The organism is Kitasatospora sp. NPDC054795 (genome assembly GCF_053611565.1).
In genome coordinates this window covers 1-17,940 of record NZ_JBSHAP010000164.1, presented here as the reverse complement: position 1 = coordinate 17,940, position 17,940 = coordinate 1, and the positions used below count along the sequence as shown (strand labels likewise).

Below are 17,940 nucleotides of genomic sequence, written 5' to 3'. Positions count from 1 at the left end.
AGTGGGAGCTGGTCGGGGGGCCGCCGCCGTTACCGGTCCGGTGACTACCGCTTGCGCAGCTCCCGGACCGCCTCGTCCAGCCGCTGCCCGAAGTCGGCGTCGGCCTTGCGGAAGTTGTCGACCGCCCGCTCCACGATGTCCTCGCGGTCGGCGGAGACCTTGGCGATGAAGCCCGCCAGGTTGCCGATCAGGCGCTGCTTCTCCTCCTCGGAGAACAGCCGGTACAGGTCGCCGGCCTGCACGAAGTCGTCGTCCTCGGCGTGCGAGGGCGCGGCGTGGGTGCCGGTGGGGCCGTCGACGGCGGTCGCGGCCCACAGCGGACGGCCGGTCTGCACCGGGCCGCCGAAGCTGTTCGGCTCGTAGTTCTTCTGCCGGCCGTGGCGGCCGTCGTACAGGTGGCCGTCGCGGCTGTTGGTGCGGGCCTCGGTGGCGTGCGGACGGTTCACCGGCAGGTGGTCGGCGTTGATGCCGACCCGGTAGCGGTGGGCGTCGGCGTACGCGAACAGGCGGCCCTGGAGCATCTTGTCCGGGGACGGGCCGATGCCGGGCACGAAGTGCGCCGGGGAGAACACCGACTGCTCGACCTCGGCGAAGACGTTGTCGGGGTTGCGGTTGAGTTCCAGCTTCCCGATCTCGATCGGCGGGTAGTCGGCGTGCGGCCAGACCTTGGTCAGGTCGAAGGGGTTGAAGCGGTAGTTCGCCGCGTCGGCCGCCGGCATGATCTGGACCTGAACCGTCCAGCTGGGGAACTCGCCGCGCTCGATCGACTCGCGCAGGTCGCGCTGGTGGCTGTCCGGGTCCTCGCCGGCGAGGGTGTTGGCCTCGGCCTGGGCGAGGTTGCGGATGCCCTGGTCGGTCTTGAAGTGGTACTTGACCCAGAAGTGCTCGCCGGCCTCGTTCTGCCACTGGTAGGTGTGCGAGCCGTAGCCGTTCATGTGCCGGTACGAGGCGGGGATGCCGCGGTCGCCGAACAGCCAGGTCACCTGGTGGGTGGCCTCGGGCGACAGGCCCCAGAAGTCCCAGACGTTGTCCGCCTCCTGGGAGCCGGTGTACGGGTCGCGCTTCTGGGTGTGGATGAAGTCGGGGAACTTGAGGGCGTCCTTGATGAAGAACACCGGGGTGTTGTTGCCGACGAGGTCGTAGTTGCCCTCCTCGGTGTAGAACTTCAGCGCGAAGCCGCGGGGGTCGCGCACCGCGTCGGCCGCGCCGAGGTTGCCCGCCACCGTGGAGAAGCGCAGGAACGTCTCGGTCTGCTTGCCGACCTCGGAGAGGAACGCCGCCCGGGTCCAGGGCGTCACGTCGGCGGTCACGGTGAAGGTGCCGTACGCGCCGGCGCCGCGGGCGTGCACCACGCGCTCCGGGATTCGCTCGCGGTTGAAGTGCGCGAGCTTCTCGAACAGCAGCTGGTCCTGGATGAGCGCCGGGCCCCCGACGCCCGCCGTCTCGGTGTTCTGGTTGTCGGCGACGGGGGCACCCGCCTCCGTGGTCAGGGTCGGGCGCTGCTCGTCCTGGATCGTCATGGGAGTGCCTCCGCGGTGTCCGGTCGTGATGACACGATCCTAACTTGGACTTTGTCCAAGTCAATACTGGAACCAATCCCGGAGCTTGACCTACTCTGGATGGCATGAGCGACCTGCTGGAGAGACTGCGCGCACGGGGCTGGCGGCTGACCTCGCAACGCCGGGTCGTGGCCGAGGTCCTGGACGGCGACCACGTGCACCTCACCGCCGACGACGTGCACGCCCGCGCGGCGGCCCGGCTGCCGGAGATCAGCCGCGCCACCGTCTACAACACGCTCGGCGAACTCGTCGCCCTCGGCGAGGTCCTGGAGGTCGCCGCCGACGGCCGCGCCAAGCGCTACGACCCCAACGCGCACCGCGCCCACCAGCACCTGATCTGCTCGGGCTGCGGCGCCATTCGCGACGTCCACCCACAGGGCGACCCGCTCGCCGCCCTCCCCGCCGCCGAGCGCTTCGGCTTCGCCGTCACCGCCGCCGAGGTCACCTACCGCGGCCTGTGCCCGAACTGCCGCCCCTGATCAAGAAGTTGCACTGATCAGGGAGTTGCGCCGACCGGCGGGACAAACGGATCGGGGGCCAACCGGATCGGCGGGACAAGCGGATCGGGGGCCGCTCGAATCGGGAGGCTACGCGCTCAACTCGGCGTTCAGCGCGCCCAGCAGCCGCCCGGCCCGTTCGGCCACCTCGGCCGGACCGGAGCCGATCGCCCGCCGGCACCAGTTCTCCGCCTGCATCGGCTCCCCGCGGCGCAGTGCCAGCAGCGCCAGCCGCAGCGCCGCCCGGCCGTGCCCGGCGTCGGCGGCCCGGGTGTACCAGAGCATCGCCTCGGCCTCGCTGTCCTGCCGGGCCAGCAGCAGCCCCAGGTTGAACGCGGCACTGCGGCTGCCCGCCTCGGCGGCCCGCCGGTACCAGCTCTCCGCGATCTCCAGCGCCCCGCGCTCGGCCGCCCGCACGCCCATCCGCACCTGCGCCCGGCGGTGCCCGGCGTCGGCGGCCAGCGCGTACCAGTGCTCGGCCTCGGCGTCCGCGTCCCCGCGCCGGTCCAGCAGCGAGGCCAGCCGGAACGCGCCCTCGGCCGAGCCTCCGGCCGCCGCCTGCCGGTAGCGCTGCAGCGCCCCGGCCAGGTTGCCGCGCTGCTCCTGGACGACCGCGAGCTGCAGGGCCGCCTCGCCGTGCCCCTCGGCCGCGGCGCGCGCGTACCACTCCTGGGCCTGCTGCTGCTCGCCGCGCCCGGCGTGCAGCACGCCGAGGTTGAACGCGCCGTCCACGCTGCCGGCCTCGGCCGCCTTGGAGAACCAGGGCTGGGCGCCGGACTCGTCGCCGCGCTGCAGCAGCACCACGGCCAGCGCGTTGCAGGCCTCCCGGTGCCCGGCGTACGCGGCCCGGCGGTACCACTGCTCGGCCTGCTGCTCGCGGCCGGTGCCGGCGCAGAGCAGGCCCAGGTTGAAGGCGCCGTTCTGGTCGCCCGCGTCGAGTGCGGCGCGGTACCAGCGCTCGGCCGCGGCGGCCTCGCCGCGGCTCGCGTGCAGCGCGCCCAGGGCGTTGGCGGCGTTGCCGTCCCCGGCCTCGGCGGCCTCCTGCCACCACTCGGCGGCGGCCGCCACGTCCCCGGAGTCGCGCAGCAGGAAGCCCAGCGCGCAGGCCGCGCGCGGCTCCCCGTTCTGCGCTGCCTGCCGGTACCAGCGGGCCGCCTCCTCCAGCAGCGACTGGTCGGTGCGGGCGCGCTCCTCCAGCAGCACGCCCAGGCGCAGCGCGGCGCGGGCGTGGCTGCGGGCGGCGGCGGTGCGGTACCAGGTCTCGGCGGTCTCCTTGTCCCCGGCGGCCTCGCGCATCCGGGCCAGCCGGTAGGAGGCCTCCCGGTGCCCGGCGTCGGCGGAGACCTTGAACCAGCGCTCGGCGCGCACGTCCCGCCGGTGCTCCATCAGGTCGCCCAGGGCGTACGCGCCCAGCGGGTGGCCGTGGTCGGCGGCGAAGTGCAGCCAGTACTCGGCGGCCTCCTCCTCGCCCTGGTCGCGCAGTTGCAGCCCGAGCGCGTGCGCGGCCGGCGCGCTGCCGGCCACGGCGGCCTGGCGCCACCACTGGCCGGCCTCGGCGCGGTGGCCCTGCTGGTGCAGCAGCACGCCGAGGTTGTTGGCGGCGGCGCGCACCCCGGCGGCCGCGGCGGCGCGCAGGTAGGACTCGGCGTCCTCCAGTTCGCCGCGGCGCAGCAGCAGGGTGCCGAGCCGGCAGGCGGCGTCCGGGTCGCCGCCGTCGGCGGCCTGCCGGTGGCGGGCCTCCAGCGCGGCGGACTCGCGGGCGGCGAGGGCGGTCTCGAAGCTGGTCGAGTCGAGGCCGGCCGGGTCGAGCGCGGCGCCGGCGGCCGGCTCCCCGCCGGGCTGTTCGCCGTACGCGCCGACGGCGGCGGCGAACTGACGGGTCGACACGTGGACCAGGCTGTCGGGCCCGTAGCCGGGGGCCGGGGAACGCTCGGACAGTCCGCTGGTGCGCTGGGCGGGCAGGGCTCCGGGGTGGGCGGCGGTGCTCTCGGGGCTCTCCGCCCAGGCGTCGGTGTCCGCCTCGACGGCCGCCGCGGACTTGGCGCCTGACTTGCCGATCAGCCTCATGCCGACTCCCGCTCCCCCAGAGTGTCGCGGCATCGTGCCCCGGCGTGCGACCGGGAGGACTCCCGGGGGAGGCGCCGGACCCGACGGCCGGTCAGCGGCCGTGCACCGTCCCCCATGTGTCCCATCGTCGCATCACCCAGTACCCGCGTACACCTGCCCCGGCCGAATTCCGGCGGGGCTGACCCGAAGCCGACGAAATTGCTTCGGCGCTTTGTCGATTTCCCGACACTCCAACCCCACAAACCCCGCTGCCGTCGTCCTTGGCGACGGTCGATACTACCGGAGCGGTTCCCGCCGCTTCCGGGCGAGAACGGAGCGGGAACGGAGCAGGAAACACCAGAGGCCCGGAGGAAGAATCCTCCGGGCCTCTGGCCTTTGTAGCGGGGACAGGATTTGAACCTGCGACCTCTGGGTTATGAGCCCAGCGAGCTACCGAGCTGCTCCACCCCGCGTCGGTGGTTGAACCATAGCACGGTCGCGGGGTGGAACGGAAAACGGTTGCCGCAGCTCAGCGGGCTACGGCTGCGGGCTGGGCGATCCGCCGCCGGTGGCACCCGGGGCGGGAGTGCCGCCCGGGGCGGGCGCCGGGCTGCCGCCGCGGGCCGCCTCGGCGGCCTTCAGCGCGTCGCCGAGCGCCTTCTGGGCGTTGCCGTAGGCCACCCAGTCGCCGTTCTTGAACGCGGTCTGGCTGTCGTTGTACGCCTTCCCCGCGTCCGAGAGCGCCTTCTGGAGCTCCGGCGAGATCGTCCCGCCCGGCGCCGGCGCGGTGGGCGTCGTCGGGTTGGTCGGGGTCGTCCCGGTGCCCGGGTTGGCCGGCACGGTCGGGGTGGTCGACGGGGGCGTCCCGCCGAACACCTTCTTCAGCGCGGCCTCCAGGGTGTCCTCGAACGCCACGTTGTCGTCCCCGTACACCGCCAGGACCTTCTGCATCGTCGGGTACTTGGCGCCGCGTCCGCGCACGTACACCGGCTCGATGTTGAGCAGTCCGCCGCCGACCGGCAGGGTCAGCAGGTTGCCGTACTCCAGCTCGGCGTCCCCGCCGCTCTTCAGCGCGAAGATCTGGTTGGCCACCTCCTGCCGGGAGTTGAACTTCGACTGCACCAGGCCGGGGCCGGGGGCGCCGCTCTCGCCCGTCATCTTCAGGATGCGGATCTTCCCGTAGTCGTCCCCCGGGTCCGCGTTGACGGCCATGAAGGCCGCCAGGTTGGGCCGCTGGTTGGGCACGAAGGTGCTGGTGAGCGAGAAGCTCGCGGTGCTGGTGTCCGGCATCCGCACCGTCACGTAGTACGGCGGCTGGACCTGCTTGGTGTCGCTGGTCGGGTCCACCGGGACCTGCCAGATGTCACTGCCGTTGAAGAAGGAGTTGGCGTCGGTGACGTGGTACTGGCCGAGCAGGTCGCGCTGCACCTTGAACATGTCCTGCGGGTAGCGCAGGTGCGGCAGCAGGCCCTGCGGGATGTCCGCCTTGGGCTCGACGGTGCCGGGGAAGGCCTTCATCCAGGTCTTCAGGACCGGGTCCTTGTCGTCCCACTGGTAGAGCTTCACCTCGCCGGTGTAGGCGTCCACCGTGGCCTTGACCGAGTTGCGGATGTAGTTGACCTGGTTGGCGACGGTCAGCAGCTCACCGCGCTGGTTGGTCAGCGAGTCCTTGGTGGCGGCGCCCAGCGTCGTCTTCGAGGAGAACGGGAAGCCGTCCGAGGTGGTGTAGCCGTCCAGCACCCAGAGCACCCGGCCGTCCTGCACCACCGGGTACGGGTCGGCGTCGATCGACAGCCACGGCGCGACCTTCTCCACCCGCTCCTTGGGCGTCCGGTTGTAGATCACCTTGGCGCCGTCGGTGATCGCCCCCGCGTAGAGGATCTGCGGCTCGCTGAAGCGCACCGCGTACGCGGCCCGGGTCAGCGGGTTGTCCAGCGAGACCCCGCTGCCGCCGGAGTAGGTGTACTCGGCGTTCTGGCCGGTCTTGGGATCGGTGTAGTCGATCTCCTTGTTGGCGCCGCCGACGATCGAGTAGGTGGTGGTCTTCTCGCCGTAGTAGATCCGCTGCTGGTAGTCGCCCAGCGTGCCGGTGGCCGGCAGGCCCGACTCGGTGAACACCGGCTGGCCCTTGTCGTCGACCTGGTTGCCCTTGGCGGCCACCGCGCCGTAGCCGTGGGTGTACTTGAAGTGGTCGTTGATCCAGTTGCGCTGCACGCCGTTGAGGTCGAGCTCGCGCAGGCCGATCACGCTGTCCTGCTTGCCCTGCCCGGTGCCGTAGCGGTCCACGTCCAGCGTGTTCGGGAAGGCGTAGTAGTTGCGCTGCTGCTCCAGCGACTGGAACGTCGGCGAGACCACGTTCGGGTCCAGCAGCCGGATGTCCGCGACGGTCTGCGCGTCCGGCTTGAGCGCGTCGGCGTTGGTGGTGCCCTGCGGGGTGTACTGGGTGGTCTGCGCGTCCGCGATGCCGTACGCCTGGCGGGTGGCGTCGATGTTCTTCTGGATGTACGGCGTCTCCTTGGCCTGCTCGTTCGGCTTGACCTGGAACTGCTGCACGATCGCCGGGTACAGCCCGCCGATCAGCACCGCCGACAGCACCATCAGCCCCAGGCCGATCAGGGCCGGGGCCCAGGTGCGGCGGATCGGGGTCAGGAAGAACAGCACCGCGCAGATGATCGCGACGAAGAACAGGATGGTCTTGGCCGGCAGGAACGCGTTGGCGTCCACGTAGCGCAGGCCGGTCCAGCCCGAGACGCCCTTGTACGAGCCGGTCTTCACCGCCAGCGCGTACCGGTCCAGCCAGTACGCGACGGCCTTCAGCAGCACGAACACGCCCAGCAGCACCGCCAGGTGCCCCTGCGCGCCCACGCTCGCCCGGCGGCCCGGGCCCTGCAGCCGCAGCCCGCCGTACAGGTAGTGCACCAGCGCCGAGGTCAGCAGCGAGACGATCACCGCGCTGAACGCGAAGCCCAGCACGAACTCGTAGAACGGCAGGTCGAAGGCGTAGAACGAGACGTCCATGCCGAACTGCGAGTCCTTCTCACCGAAGGAGGTCGAGTTCGTCCACATCAGCCAGGTCCGCCACTGCCCGGAGGCGGCGGCGCCGGCCACCAGGCCGATCACCAGCGAGATGCCGATCAGCGCCCAGCGCTTGAACGGCGCCAGGCCGGACCGGTAGCGGTCCAGGCTCTGCTGCTCCACCGACATCGCCGACAGCGGCGGCCGCAGCCGGTGCGCCAGCCAGATGTTGAAGCCGACGATCACCGCCATCAGCAGCCCGAACACCGCGAACAGGCCGGTCTTCGTCCACAGCTGGGTGGTGAACACCGAGGAGAAGTGGACCGACTTGAACCACAGCCAGTCCGTCCAGAAGCCCGCGAACATGACGAACAGCAGGAACAGCACCGCGAGCACGCCCAGGGTCAGCAGGGCCACCCGCGCTCGCCGGGAGGGCGGGCCTACCCTGCGCCGGAAACCCGGCTCTGAGCGTTCGGGCATCTGGAAGACCACGGTGGCACCTCGGCTGTGTCGTCTGAATGGGTCGGTCGTCAGAGAAACTTAACCAGGCTTTGGTCGAGTTCCCACCGTTAGCAGACGGTTACGACGCCGGTCCGCCCCCGGCCGTCCCGGCCGCGGCTCCCGCGGTCCTCCGGGCGGCCCCGCGGGCGGTCGTCGCGGCGCCCCTGCCGACGGCTCCCGCGGCGGACCGCCCGGCGAGCGGGCCCCGCCCGGCGTGTGAGGATTGAGTCATGTCCGACGCGTCTGATCTGAACAACTCCCCCGACGACGTCTCCAAGCTCCCGGCCGCCACCCCGCTGACCCGGGCCGCGCTGGAGATCGACGAGTACGCATCCACCCTCGGCTGGGACCTCCCGGCCCGGCTGTTCGCCCTGGTGGACAGCGCCGCCCTGCGCAAGGCCAACCCGAAGATCGCCAAGCAGCTCGGCCTCGCCGAGGGCGACGAGGCCGGCCTGACCCCGATCGAGCAGGACGAGCTGCCGGCCGGCATGGAGCTCGACAAGTTCCTCGGCACCATCGCCTGGCCCGACTCGGTGGCCGGCTGCGCCCTGGTCGTCGAGCGCATGATGCTGCCCCCGGGCGCCGAGCAGTCCCGCCCGCGGGGCGCCAGCGACGCCCAGCTCGCCGAGTGGGTGGCCAACCACCCCAAGCGCGAGGAGGTGCGGATCACCGCCGCGGTGCTGCGCGGCGGCAAGAAGGAGATCGCCCTGCGGCTGCGTTCCAAGGACGTCGCCCGCGAGGTGCTGACCGGCCCCGACCTCGTGCCGGGCCTGACCGAGGCACTGCTGGCGACCTTCGCCTGACGCCTTCCCCGCCGGCTCTCCCGACGGCCGCCCGGCACCCGCCGGGCGGCCGGCCGGGCCTGTCAGCCGGCGGAGCAGGACGGCAGCGCGGAGGCCTGCCCGGAGCGGACCTGCTCCAGCGACTTCAGCGCGCCGTCCAGCGTGTCCGCCTTGATCAGGGTCAGCCCGGACGGCACGTTCTTGGTCGCCTCGGCGCAGTTCGAGGACGGGGTGAAGAAGTACTCGGCCCCGGCGTCCCGGGCGGCGATCAGCTTCATCGAGATGCCGCCGATCGGGCCGACCTTGCCGTCGTCGTCGATGGTCCCGGTGCCGGCCACGAACTTGCCGCCGGTGAGGTCGCCGCCGGGGGTGAGCTTGTCGATGATGCCGAGCGAGAACATCAGGCCGGCGCTCGGACCGCCCACGTCCTGCAGGCCGATGTCGATCTGGAACGGGTAGGTGTGCCGCATCCCGGTGCCGATGCCCACCACCGCGAGCTCCGCCCGCTCGGCGGAGGCGTTCGGGTCGAGGTCCTTGGCCCGGACGGTCGGGACGGTGACGTCGGTCTTCCCGCCCTGCGTGGCGGCGCCGTTCGCGTCCTTGACCCGCGGCACGACGGTGAAGACCACCGACTCGCCCGGCTTGTGCTTGGTGACGGCCGCGACCACCTGCTCGACCGAGCCGACCGGCGTGCCGTCCACCGCCACGATCTGGTCGCCCGCGTGCAGCCGGCCCTCGGCCGGGGCGCCCGCGGTGACCGACTTCACGATGAACTCGCTGCCCACCGGGATGCCCAACTGCTTGAGCGCCGCGGTGCGCGCGCTGTCCTCGGAGGAGGCGAACTCCTCGGCGTTCTGCTTCTTGGCCTCCGCGTCCGACTGCCCCTTGGGGTAGACGTTGTCGTGCGGCACCACCAGCACGTCGTCCCGCAGCCAGCCCACCACCGCGTTGACCAGGCTGGGCTCGTACTTGGCCCCGGTGACCTGGACGGTGGTCATGTTGAGGTGACCGCTCGTCGGGTAGGAGTCGTGCCCGCTGATGCTGATCACCGGCTTGCCGCCCTGGTTGCCGAGCGTGTTGTACGTCGGCCCCGGGCTCATCTCCGTGTACGGCACCTTCATCAGCACCGAGACGCAGAGCAGCGCTATGAGCAGCAGGGTGGCAGCGAGCATCGTCGCGGAGCGGCGTGGCATGCCACGACAGTACGGGACGCGCCCGAAGCGGTGCCCGCCGGGCTACCTGCCGGAGCCCTCGCCGGGGGCGGCCGCGCCCGCGGTGGTGCGTTCCATGGCGGCCATGAAACGCCGGTGCTCGGCCAGTGAGGCCGGGTCCCCGGTGGCCCGCGGCGCCCGCTGGGCCCACACCGCCCAGAGGGCGGCGACCAGGACCGCGACCACCGGAATGATCAACCAGGCGAGCGCACCCATGTCAGTACTCCCAGCTCGTCGTGTCTATGAGCAGATTAACCACTCCGGCGGACAACGCGGCCGGCGCCATCCGGGTCACGGGACGGCCGATCGGCTCACTTCCAGGGAGTATTCGGAGCGCCGTCACGGACCCGTTGGAGTGAGATCTCGGCGCGCCTGACCCGACCGACGCACGAGGTGTGCAGATCGGTTCCGTCGCACCGGTCCCGCTCTCAGCAGCCGCCGGCGCCGACCCACTCCTCCCCGCCGTCGGAGAAGACCTGGTGCTTCCAGATCGGCACCTCGTGCTTGAGGTCGTCGATCAGCCGACGGGCGGCCGCGAAGGCCTCGCCGCGGTGGGCGCAGGAGACGGCGACGATCACGGCCTTGTCCGTGATCTCCAGCCGGCCCACCCGGTGGACCGCGGCGAGCGCCAGGACCGGGAAGTCGGCGGCCACCTTCTCGGCGATCCGGCGCATCTCCTGCTCGGCGGTGGGGTGGCAGCTGTACTCCAGCGCGGAGACCGACTTGCCGCCGTCGTGGTCCCGGACCGTCCCGACGAAGACGGTGGTGCCGCCGGCCGCGTCGTCGCCGACCGCCTCGTACACCTCGTCCAGCGAGAGCGGGGTGTCGCGGATGGCGAGCAGGCGGATGGGGTCGTGGTTCTCGGACATGCCCCCATGATTCCCCATGCGGGACGGGACGGGGCAAGTACTTTCCGCATCACGACGCCGGAATTTCGCATCGTGAGAAGCGCGTGCCGCCGAGCGCCCGCCCCCCGATTACGGCAGGACGGAACCGGCCGACCTGGGCCGACCGGTCAGAACCGCCGCCGCTTGCGGGCCCGGCGCACCAGCGCCGCCGTACCCACCAGCGCCACCGTCGCCCCGGCCGCCCCCAGACTGGTCGCCGCCTCCTTGCCGCCCAGCCGGCGACCGGCCACCGCGTGCTTGCCGGACACCTGCTCCAGCAGCTCGGCCAGCACCTGCTCGTTGGTGTGCGCCGGACGCCAGCCCGCCTCGTGCAGCCGGCTCCCGGACACCACCCACGGGTACATCGTGTACGCCAGGTCCCCGGCCGGGGCCGGGGTCAGACCGAGCCGGTGCAGCCGCGCCGCCGTACCGAGCGCCAGCGAGGCCGGCAGCTCCATCCGCCGGATCCCGGACAGCCGCTCCACGTCCTCCTGCTCCAGCCAGCCGTCGCAGCCGACCGTCACCTCGCCCTCGACCAGGCCCAGCACCGCGTACTCCAGCGCCGCCGCCAGGTCGTCCACGTGGCAGAACTGCCAGCACGGGCGGGAGCCCGCCACCACCAGCAGCCGGGGCGCCTCGAAGTGCCGGGTCAGCACGGTGTCCACGCCTGGGCCCACCACCACGGCCGGGCGCAGCACCGTCACCTGGAGGCCCGGGTGGGCGCGCGGCGCCCGGCGGGCCAGCCGCTCGATCTCCAGCAGGTCCCCGACCAGCGAGGCCTCCTCGGTGGCCCGCAGCTCGGAGTCCTCCGCCAGCGGCACCTCGTTGTCGGCCAGCGCGCCGTAGACCATCGCCGAGGTGCACAGCACCACCCGGTGGACGCCGGCGGCCGCGGCCGCGGTCAGCACCGTCTGGGCGCCGCGCACGTTGTAGGCGCTGCGGGCCCGGGCGTCGGACTCCATGCCGAAGTCCATCGCCAGGTGCACCACCACGTCGACCCCGGCCAGCCGCTCGGCCACCGCCGGGTCGCGGACGTCGAGCACCCGCCACTGCACGCCCGGCACCTCCCCTCGCCGGTCGTCCACGGCGAGGACCTTCCGGACGTGCGGGGAGGCCACCAGCCGGGCGGCGACCCGCTCGCCCAGCACCCCCGCGGCGCCGGTGACCGCCACGGTCACCGGCCGTCCGCCGTAGGCTGGAGACGGCGACGCCGTGGTGTCCGACGCGTCCTCTCCTCCGGTCAGCCCAGAGCGAACGTCCGAGGGCGGGGAACTCACCGGCCATCCTCCACGGTTAGCTTTATGTGCGTACGGACGTGTGTCACGTACGTCCATCCTGCCCGAGGCGAAGGCCCGGCGGTGCACCCGGCGCGGGCCTGCCGCGCGGGAGCCGCCCCCGAGTCCCCCACTCCGCCGCCGCCCCGGGCGCAGACTTTTCCGCCACACCCGCATGACGGCCGACCGGATCGAGGACCCCGTGAGCGACCTTCCCTTCGGATTCGGCGTTCCGCCCGAGGAGCCCGAGGACGGCAAGGCCAAGCCCGACGACGCGCAGAAGAACGAGAAGAAGGACCCGGAGCAGTCCGGCGGCGGTCCGCAGCCCTTCGGCTTCGGCGGCGGCAACCCCTTCGGCGCGATGTTCGGCATGCCCGGCGCCCCGGGCGGCGCCGGAGCCGACAACCCCTTCGCCGCGATGTTCGGCGGCATGAACCCGGGTGACCTCGGCGCCGCCTTCCAGCAGCTCGGCCAGATGCTCTCGTTCGAGGGCGGCCCGGTGAACTGGGACCTCGCCACGAACATCGCCCGCCAGACCGTGGTCGCCGAGCCCGCCGAGGGCAAGAGCAAGGACCGCTCGGTCAGCGCGGCCGAGCGCTCCGCCGTCGCCGAGGCCGTCCGCCTGGCCGACCTGTGGCTCGACGGCTCCACCGATTTCCCCTCCGGGGCCGGCACCGCCGTCGCCTGGAGCCGCGCCGAGTGGATCGAGGCCACCCTCCCGGTCTGGAAGGACCTGGTGGACCCGGTCGCCGAGCGGGTCGGCAACGCCATGGGCGGCGTGCTGCCCGAGGAGATGCAGGCCATGGCCGGCCCGCTGATGGGCGTGATGCGCTCGATGGGCGGCGCCATGTTCGGCACCCAGATCGGCCAGGCGCTCGGCGCGCTCGCCGGCGAGGTGGTCGGCTCCTCCGACGTCGGCCTGCCGCTCGCCCCGGCCGGCAAGGCCGCGCTGCTGCCGCAGAATGTCGCCGAGTTCGGCGAGGGCCTGAGCGTGCCCGCCGACGAGGTCCGGCTCTACCTCGCCCTGCGCGAAGCCGCCCACCAGCGGCTCTTCGCCCACGTGCCGTGGCTGCGGGCCCACCTGCTGGGCGCTGTCGAGGCCTACGCGCGCGGCATCAAGGTCGACACCTCCCGGATGGAGGAGCTGGTCGGTCAGCTCGACCCGAGCAACCCGGAGGCGCTGCAGGAGGCGCTGGCCGGCGGCCTGCTCCAGCCCGAGGACACCCCGGAGCAGAAGGCCGCGCTCGCCCGCCTGGAGACCGCGCTCGCGCTGGTCGAGGGCTGGGTCGACGCCGTCGTGCACGCCGCCGCCGAGCCGCACCTGCCGCAGGCCGGCGCGCTGCGCGAGACCGTCCGCCGCCGCCGCGCGGCCGGCGGGCCCGCCGAGCAGACCTTCGCCACCCTGGTCGGCCTGGAGCTGCGTCCGCGCCGGCTGCGCGACGCCTCCCGGCTCTGGGCGCTGCTCGCCGACGCCCGCGGCATCGAGGGCCGCGACGCGCTCTGGGAGCACCCGGACATGCTGCCCACCGCCGCCGACCTGGACGACCCGGACGCCTTCGTGCACCGGGGCTCCGCCGACGACCTGGAGGGCGGCATCGACTTCGACGCCTTCGACAAGCTGCTCGGCGACGCCGCGGCCGGCAAGCCCGACCTCACCAAGAAGGACGAGCGGCCGGGGACCGACGAGGACGGCACCGACGGAAAGGGCGAGCCCACCGCATGACGGCGACCGAGACGCCCGCCACCGGGACGCCCGGCACCGGACTGCACGCGGACGCCGTCCGCGCGCTGACCGGGTGGCGGCCCGCCGACGAGGACCAGGAGCAGCTGCGGCTGGACTACCTGGAGCACCTGGCCGAGCAGCCCGAGGGCCTGTACCGCTCCTGCCTGCCCGCGCACATCACCGCGAGCGCGGCGGTCGTCGACCCGGCCGCCGGGCGGGTGCTGCTCACCCTGCACCCCAAGGTCGGCATGTGGCTCCAGATGGGCGGGCACTGCGAGCCCGGCGACCGCGACCTCGCCTCGGCCGCGCTGCGCGAGGCCGTCGAGGAGTCCGGCATCCCCGACCTGGTGCTGCTGGAGAGCGACGGCGCCCCGGTGCCGGCCAAGCTGGACCGGCACCTGGTCCGCTGCACCGGCAAGGACCGGCCGGAGAACACCCACCTGGACGTCCAGTACATCGCGCTGGCCCCGGCCGGCGCGCAGGCGCTGATCAGCGAGGAGTCGCTGGACCTGCGCTGGTTCGACTACGACCGGCTGCCGGAGCTCACCGACCACTCGGTGCGCGACCTGGTGGCCCGGGCACGGCAGCTGACCGGCTGAGGTGCGACATCGGAAGGGGGCGCGGAGCCTATTGGCCCGCGCCTCCTCCGGTCGTTCCTCCGGTCGGACCGACCGGGCTCCGGCCGGGTGCGCACCCTCCCCGCCCGCGCCGCCGCGGCCTCAGCCGCAGGAGGAGTCCGGGTCCGGCCCGGACGGATCCGGGGCCGCGTGCCGCGCACCGGGGATGTGCGGCAGCCGGGCGGCGGAGACCACGCCCTCCAGGTAGCCGCGGGCCCGCTCGGTCCGCGGGTAGGACTCCAGCAGGGCCCAGAACGCCGGGCCGTGGTCCGGCACCAGCAGGTGCGCCAGCTCGTGCAGCAGCACGTAGTCCAGCACGTACTCCGGCATGCCCTGGAGCCGGTGGGAGAGGCGGATCGTCCCCTCGCTGGGGGTGCAGGAGCCCCAGCGGGAATTCTGGTTGGTGACCCAGCGGACCTGGCTGGGCCGGGCGCGACCGTCCAGGTAGGCGCCCGACAGCTCGCGGGCCCGGGTCATCAGGGCCTCGTCACCGGGGGTCCGCCGGGACTCCTGGGCGGCGAGCTTCTCCAGCATCTGCGCGACCCAGCGCTGCTCCTCGGCGTGCGACATCCGGGCCGGGATCAGCACCACGGTGCGGTCGCCCTCGCGGTAGGCGGAGACCGTACGGCTGCGGCGGGCGCTGCGGCGCACCTCGACCCGGCCGCGGTCGTGCGCCTCGGGGGCCGCCGCGCCGGACGGCGGCGGCTGCGGTGGAGCCGGCCTCGGCTGCTGCCGCTGGTCGGGGCGCCCGCGTGTGTTCGGCGCCGCGACCTGCGACCCGGACGCTGCGCGGGCACGCCGACGCGACGCCGGTGGATGGGAGTCCCGCTCGGCTGCCATGGCACACGACGTTACCCGGTACCACGGACAGAAGTCCGCTGCCGTGGCCGGAATCTTTCATGGAGTGATCGGGAACGAAAAGTCGACGGCGGGTGTCCGGAAACCGACGCCGGAGGGGATGGACAGTTGTCCACAGGGAGCGCGAACGGATGGTGCGATCATGCGCGCGGCCCTGTGGACAACCGTCCGCACGATGTCGGCGCGATGGGGCAAGCTGCGGTCGGCCGTCCGGAAACGATCGGAAGGGAGATCGTCGTGCGCCTCGCCCTCAAACCCGCGCTGTCCCGCAGCTGGCGGGACCCGCAGACCCTGCAGTTCGGCACCGTCACCCGCTTCGCCGGGGTGCTCGGCAACGCCGACAAGACCCTCTGCGACTTCCTCGCGCTGCTCGACGGGACACGGGAGCGACCGGAGCTCCTGACCGAGGGCGAACGCATCGGGCTCGGCCGCGAACCGGCCGACACCCTGCTCACCGGCCTGGAGGAGACCGGCCTGCTGGACGACGCGGAGGCCGACCGCCGCGCCCTGGCCCGCTTCCCCCCGCAGCAGCGGGACCTGCTCGGTCCCGACCTCGCCTCGCTCTCCCTGGTCCACTCCGGGCCGGGCGCCGCACCGGCGGTCCTCGGCCGCCGGGCCGACGCGCGGATCGAGGTGCGCGGCGCGGGCCGGGTCGGCACCGCCGTGGCGGCGGTGCTCGCGGCGGGCGGCACCGGCACGGTCACGGTCGCGGACCGCGGCCGGGTGAAACCGGAGGACTGCTCCCCCGCCGGGCTGCCGCCCGGGGATGTCGGACGGCTGCGCTCGACGGCGGCCCGGGAGGCGGTGCAGCGGGCCACCGGCCGGCCGCCGGCGCCCCTGCCCCGGCGCCGCACCGGGGAGCCGCCACCGGACTTCGTGGTCCTCGCGCCGCGGGACGGCAGCGCCGCCTTCGCCGGCGGGACGTACGAGGCCCGACTGCTGCTGCGGGCCGGGGTGCCGCACCTCTACGTGGGCGTGGTCGAGGAGTTCGGCGTCGTCGGACCGCTGGTGATCCCCGGGGTGTCCGCCTGCGGGCACTGCCTGGTGCTGCGCCGGGAGGACGAGGACGCCGCCTGGCCGCGGGTCCTGGCCCAGCTCGCCGACGGAGGCCCCGGACGGGCCCGGACCCCGGCCTGCGACACGGCGCTGGCGACGGCGGTCGCCGGGCTGGCGGCGCTGCACGTCCAGGTGTTCCTGGGCGGCGGCCGGCCGCCGAGCGTGGACGGCTGGTGCGAGGTCTCGGCCGGGGACGGCATGCCGAGGCGCCTGCGGCTGCGCGGGCACCCCGACTGCGGCTGCCTGTGGCAGCCGCTGCCGCCGGGGTGAGGAGCCCCGGAGGAAGCCGTCCGGCCCCGCGCGGGGCGTCGGCCGAGCCGACTTCCGGCGCGGAACCACCGGCCCCCACCGGACCAAGCCACCCAACTCCCCGCAAAGCGAGGGCACTCCCGGCCCCGCCCCACGGAATTCCGAGGGGCACGCAGCAGGGAGCGGGCACAATGGCGTAGAGATGGTCGGCCGCCCGGAACCGGGGGGCCGGGGAATGGAGGCCCGGGGTGAGCGATCTTCCGCGCAAGGCAATGACCCGCACGGCACGGCTCGCCGCCCTGCCGCTGGGGATAGCCGGCCGCGCCACGCTCGGCCTGGGCAGGCGGATCGGCGGCCGCTCCGCCGAAGTCGTCACCGCCGAGCTCCAACAGGCCACCGCGGACCAGCTGTTCAAGGTCCTCGGCGAACTCAAGGGCGGGGCGATGAAGTTCGGGCAGGTGCTGTCCGTCTTCGAGGCCGCGCTGCCGGAGGAGGTGGCCGGGCCGTACCGGGCGGCGCTCACCAAGCTCCAGGACGCCGCTCCCCCGATGCCCGCCGCCAAGGTGCACACCGCGCTCGCCCAGCGGCTCGGCGACTCCTGGCGCGAGCTGTTCCGGGAGTTCGACGACCGGCCCTCGGCCGCCGCCTCGATCGGTCAGGTGCACAAGGCGGTCTGGCACGACGGCCGCACGGTCGCCGTCAAGGTGCAGTACCCGGGCGCGGGCGACGCCCTGCTCGCGGACCTCTCGCAGCTGAGCCGGGTGGCCTGGCTGCTGGGGCCGCTGATCCCCGGGCTGGACATCAAGCCGCTGATCACCGAGCTGCGCGAGCGCGTCTCGGAGGAGCTGGACTACGAGCTGGAGGCGCAGGCCCAGCGCCGGCACGCCGAGGAGTTCACGGACGACCCGGACATCGTGGTGCCGGGCGTGGTGGCCCAGGCCGACCAGGTGCTGGTCACCGAGTGGATGGGCGGCACCCCGCTGGCCGAGGTGATCGCGGGCGGCACCCAGGAGGAGCGCGACCGCGCCGGGCAGCTGCTGGCCCGGTTCCTGTTCGCGGGCCCGTCCCGGACGGGGCTGCTGCACGCGGACCCGCACCCGGGCAACTTCCGGCTGCTGAAGGACGACGGCCCGGTGTCGGGCTGGCGGCTGGGCGTGCTGGACTTCGGCACCGTGGACCGGCTGCCCGGCGGGCTGCCCGCGCCGATCGGGGCCTCGCTGCGGATGGCATTGGCCGGGGACGCGGCCGGGGTGCTCCGGATGCTGCGCGAGGAGGGCTTCGTGAAGCCCTCGATCCGGCTGGATCCGGACGCGGTGCTGGACTACCTGCTGCCGATCATCGAGCCGGCCGCGGTGGAGAACTTCCACTTCACCCGGACCTGGATGCGCTCCCAGGCGGCCCGGATCGCCGATCCGCGCTCGCCCGCCTACAACCTGGGCAAGCAGCTGAACCTGCCGCCCGCGTACCTGCTGATCCACCGGGTGACGCTGAGCACCATTGGGGTGCTCTGCCAGCTGGGCGCCAAGGCGCCGTTCCGCGCCGAGATGCTGGCGTGGCTGCCCGAGTTCGCCGGGCACCCGTCGGCGGGGCCGGCGGAGCCCGCCGAGCCCGCCCGGGTCCGCGAGGACTGACCCGGGCACCGCGACAACGGCCGCAGGCCGCTCC

14 protein-coding genes and 1 tRNA gene are annotated in these 17,940 nt (G+C 73.5%); 6 read left to right on the top strand and 9 right to left on the bottom strand.

Translation table 11 applies throughout. The annotated features are described in order from the left end of the window. Positions 1–44: 44 nt before the first annotated feature. Positions 45–1,520, bottom strand: coding sequence for a catalase (locus ACWGJO_RS37015; protein WP_452190060.1), 1,476 nt, complete (start codon positions 1,518–1,520; stop codon positions 45–47). A gap of 104 nt (positions 1,521–1,624) precedes the next feature. Between ACWGJO_RS37015 and ACWGJO_RS37010 the strand changes: the two genes are divergently transcribed. After that, positions 1,625–2,038 carry a Fur family transcriptional regulator gene (locus ACWGJO_RS37010; RefSeq protein ID WP_452190059.1) on the top strand — a complete coding sequence of 138 codons (414 nt, stop codon included), beginning with the start codon at positions 1,625–1,627 and terminating at the stop codon, positions 2,036–2,038. A 108-nt stretch (positions 2,039–2,146) separates the two neighbouring features. Here the strand turns inward: ACWGJO_RS37010 and ACWGJO_RS37005 are convergent, their stop codons facing one another. From ACWGJO_RS37005 to ACWGJO_RS36995, 3 genes are all read right to left on the bottom strand, one after another. After that, a complete protein-coding gene (locus tag ACWGJO_RS37005; protein WP_452190058.1) occupies positions 2,147–4,123 on the bottom strand; it encodes a sel1 repeat family protein in 1,977 nt (658 codons plus the stop codon). 378 nt (positions 4,124–4,501) lie between these two features. Then, positions 4,502–4,575: transfer RNA gene (locus ACWGJO_RS37000), tRNA-Met, on the bottom strand. A gap of 64 nt (positions 4,576–4,639) precedes the next feature. Further along, positions 4,640–7,597: a UPF0182 family membrane protein gene (locus ACWGJO_RS36995; protein ID WP_452190057.1), complete on the bottom strand. Its 2,958-nt coding sequence runs from the start codon at positions 7,595–7,597 to the stop codon at positions 4,640–4,642. A gap of 251 nt (positions 7,598–7,848) precedes the next feature. Here ACWGJO_RS36995 and ACWGJO_RS36990 point away from each other — a divergent pair, with 251 nt between their 5' ends. Then, positions 7,849–8,421: a PPA1309 family protein gene (locus ACWGJO_RS36990; protein WP_359908408.1), complete on the top strand. Its 573-nt coding sequence runs from the start codon at positions 7,849–7,851 to the stop codon at positions 8,419–8,421. 62 nt (positions 8,422–8,483) lie between these two features. On the opposite strand, the gene ACWGJO_RS36985 is transcribed toward ACWGJO_RS36990, so the two are convergent. The 4 genes from ACWGJO_RS36985 to ACWGJO_RS36970 form a co-directional block, all read right to left on the bottom strand. After that, positions 8,484–9,593, bottom strand: a complete 1,110-nt coding sequence (locus ACWGJO_RS36985) for a YlbL family protein (RefSeq protein ID WP_452190056.1) — start codon at positions 9,591–9,593, stop codon at positions 8,484–8,486. A 42-nt stretch (positions 9,594–9,635) separates the two neighbouring features. Beyond that, the gene (locus ACWGJO_RS36980; RefSeq protein WP_359908400.1) at positions 9,636–9,827 is read right to left on the bottom strand and encodes a hypothetical protein; all 192 of its coding nucleotides are present in this window, start codon (positions 9,825–9,827) and stop codon (positions 9,636–9,638) included. A gap of 212 nt (positions 9,828–10,039) precedes the next feature. Further along, entirely contained in the window at positions 10,040–10,480 is a 441-nt protein-coding gene (locus tag ACWGJO_RS36975) for a molybdenum cofactor biosynthesis protein MoaE (protein WP_452190055.1), read from the bottom strand. Between the two features lie 146 nt (positions 10,481–10,626). Continuing rightward, positions 10,627–11,775 (bottom strand): NAD-dependent epimerase/dehydratase family protein, encoded by a 1,149-nt coding sequence (locus ACWGJO_RS36970; RefSeq protein WP_452190054.1) that lies wholly within the window; start codon positions 11,773–11,775, stop codon positions 10,627–10,629. Positions 11,776–11,974: 199 nt separating this feature from the next. On the opposite strand from ACWGJO_RS36970, the gene ACWGJO_RS36965 reads away from it, so the two are divergent. Both ACWGJO_RS36965 and ACWGJO_RS36960 read left to right on the top strand, forming a co-directional pair. Next, positions 11,975–13,495, top strand: a complete 1,521-nt coding sequence (locus tag ACWGJO_RS36965; RefSeq protein WP_452190053.1) for a zinc-dependent metalloprotease — start codon at positions 11,975–11,977, stop codon at positions 13,493–13,495. Further along, positions 13,492–14,094, top strand: a complete 603-nt coding sequence (locus ACWGJO_RS36960) for an NUDIX hydrolase (RefSeq protein WP_452190052.1) — start codon at positions 13,492–13,494, stop codon at positions 14,092–14,094. The genes ACWGJO_RS36965 and ACWGJO_RS36960 overlap by 4 nt, the downstream gene beginning before the upstream one ends. A gap of 120 nt (positions 14,095–14,214) precedes the next feature. Here ACWGJO_RS36960 and ACWGJO_RS36955 read toward each other — a convergent pair whose 3' ends face one another. Further along, positions 14,215–14,952 carry a M48 metallopeptidase family protein gene (locus tag ACWGJO_RS36955; RefSeq protein ID WP_452190051.1) on the bottom strand — a complete coding sequence of 246 codons (738 nt, stop codon included), beginning with the start codon at positions 14,950–14,952 and terminating at the stop codon, positions 14,215–14,217. A 255-nt stretch (positions 14,953–15,207) separates the two neighbouring features. Here ACWGJO_RS36955 and ACWGJO_RS36950 point away from each other — a divergent pair, with 255 nt between their 5' ends. Together ACWGJO_RS36950 and ACWGJO_RS36945 are read left to right on the top strand one after the other, a co-directional pair. Then, positions 15,208–16,296: a ThiF family adenylyltransferase gene (locus tag ACWGJO_RS36950; RefSeq protein ID WP_452190050.1), complete on the top strand. Its 1,089-nt coding sequence runs from the start codon at positions 15,208–15,210 to the stop codon at positions 16,294–16,296. Positions 16,297–16,523: 227 nt separating this feature from the next. Then, positions 16,524–17,906: an ABC1 kinase family protein gene (locus ACWGJO_RS36945; protein ID WP_452190049.1), complete on the top strand. Its 1,383-nt coding sequence runs from the start codon at positions 16,524–16,526 to the stop codon at positions 17,904–17,906. Positions 17,907–17,940: the final 34 nt, after the last annotated feature.

What these genes read in the sequence shown, in the direction of transcription:
- ACWGJO_RS36995 (WP_452190057.1), bottom strand. Translation starts at nt 7,597, where the DNA reads ATGCCCGAACGCTCAGAGCCGGGTTTCCGGCGCAGGGTAGGCCCGCCC.
- ACWGJO_RS37015 (WP_452190060.1), bottom strand. Translation starts at nt 1,520, where the DNA reads ATGACGATCCAGGACGAGCAGCGCCCGACCCTGACCACGGAGGCGGGT.
- ACWGJO_RS37005 (WP_452190058.1), bottom strand. Translation starts at nt 4,123, where the DNA reads ATGAGGCTGATCGGCAAGTCAGGCGCCAAGTCCGCGGCGGCCGTCGAG.
- ACWGJO_RS37010 (WP_452190059.1), top strand. Translation starts at nt 1,625, where the DNA reads ATGAGCGACCTGCTGGAGAGACTGCGCGCACGGGGCTGGCGGCTGACC.
- ACWGJO_RS36980 (WP_359908400.1), bottom strand. Translation starts at nt 9,827, where the DNA reads ATGGGTGCGCTCGCCTGGTTGATCATTCCGGTGGTCGCGGTCCTGGTC.
- ACWGJO_RS36960 (WP_452190052.1), top strand. Translation starts at nt 13,492, where the DNA reads ATGACGGCGACCGAGACGCCCGCCACCGGGACGCCCGGCACCGGACTG.
- ACWGJO_RS36975 (WP_452190055.1), bottom strand. Translation starts at nt 10,480, where the DNA reads ATGTCCGAGAACCACGACCCCATCCGCCTGCTCGCCATCCGCGACACC.
- ACWGJO_RS36990 (WP_359908408.1), top strand. Translation starts at nt 7,849, where the DNA reads ATGTCCGACGCGTCTGATCTGAACAACTCCCCCGACGACGTCTCCAAG.
- ACWGJO_RS36955 (WP_452190051.1), bottom strand. Translation starts at nt 14,952, where the DNA reads ATGGCAGCCGAGCGGGACTCCCATCCACCGGCGTCGCGTCGGCGTGCC.
- ACWGJO_RS36985 (WP_452190056.1), bottom strand. Translation starts at nt 9,593, where the DNA reads ATGCCACGCCGCTCCGCGACGATGCTCGCTGCCACCCTGCTGCTCATA.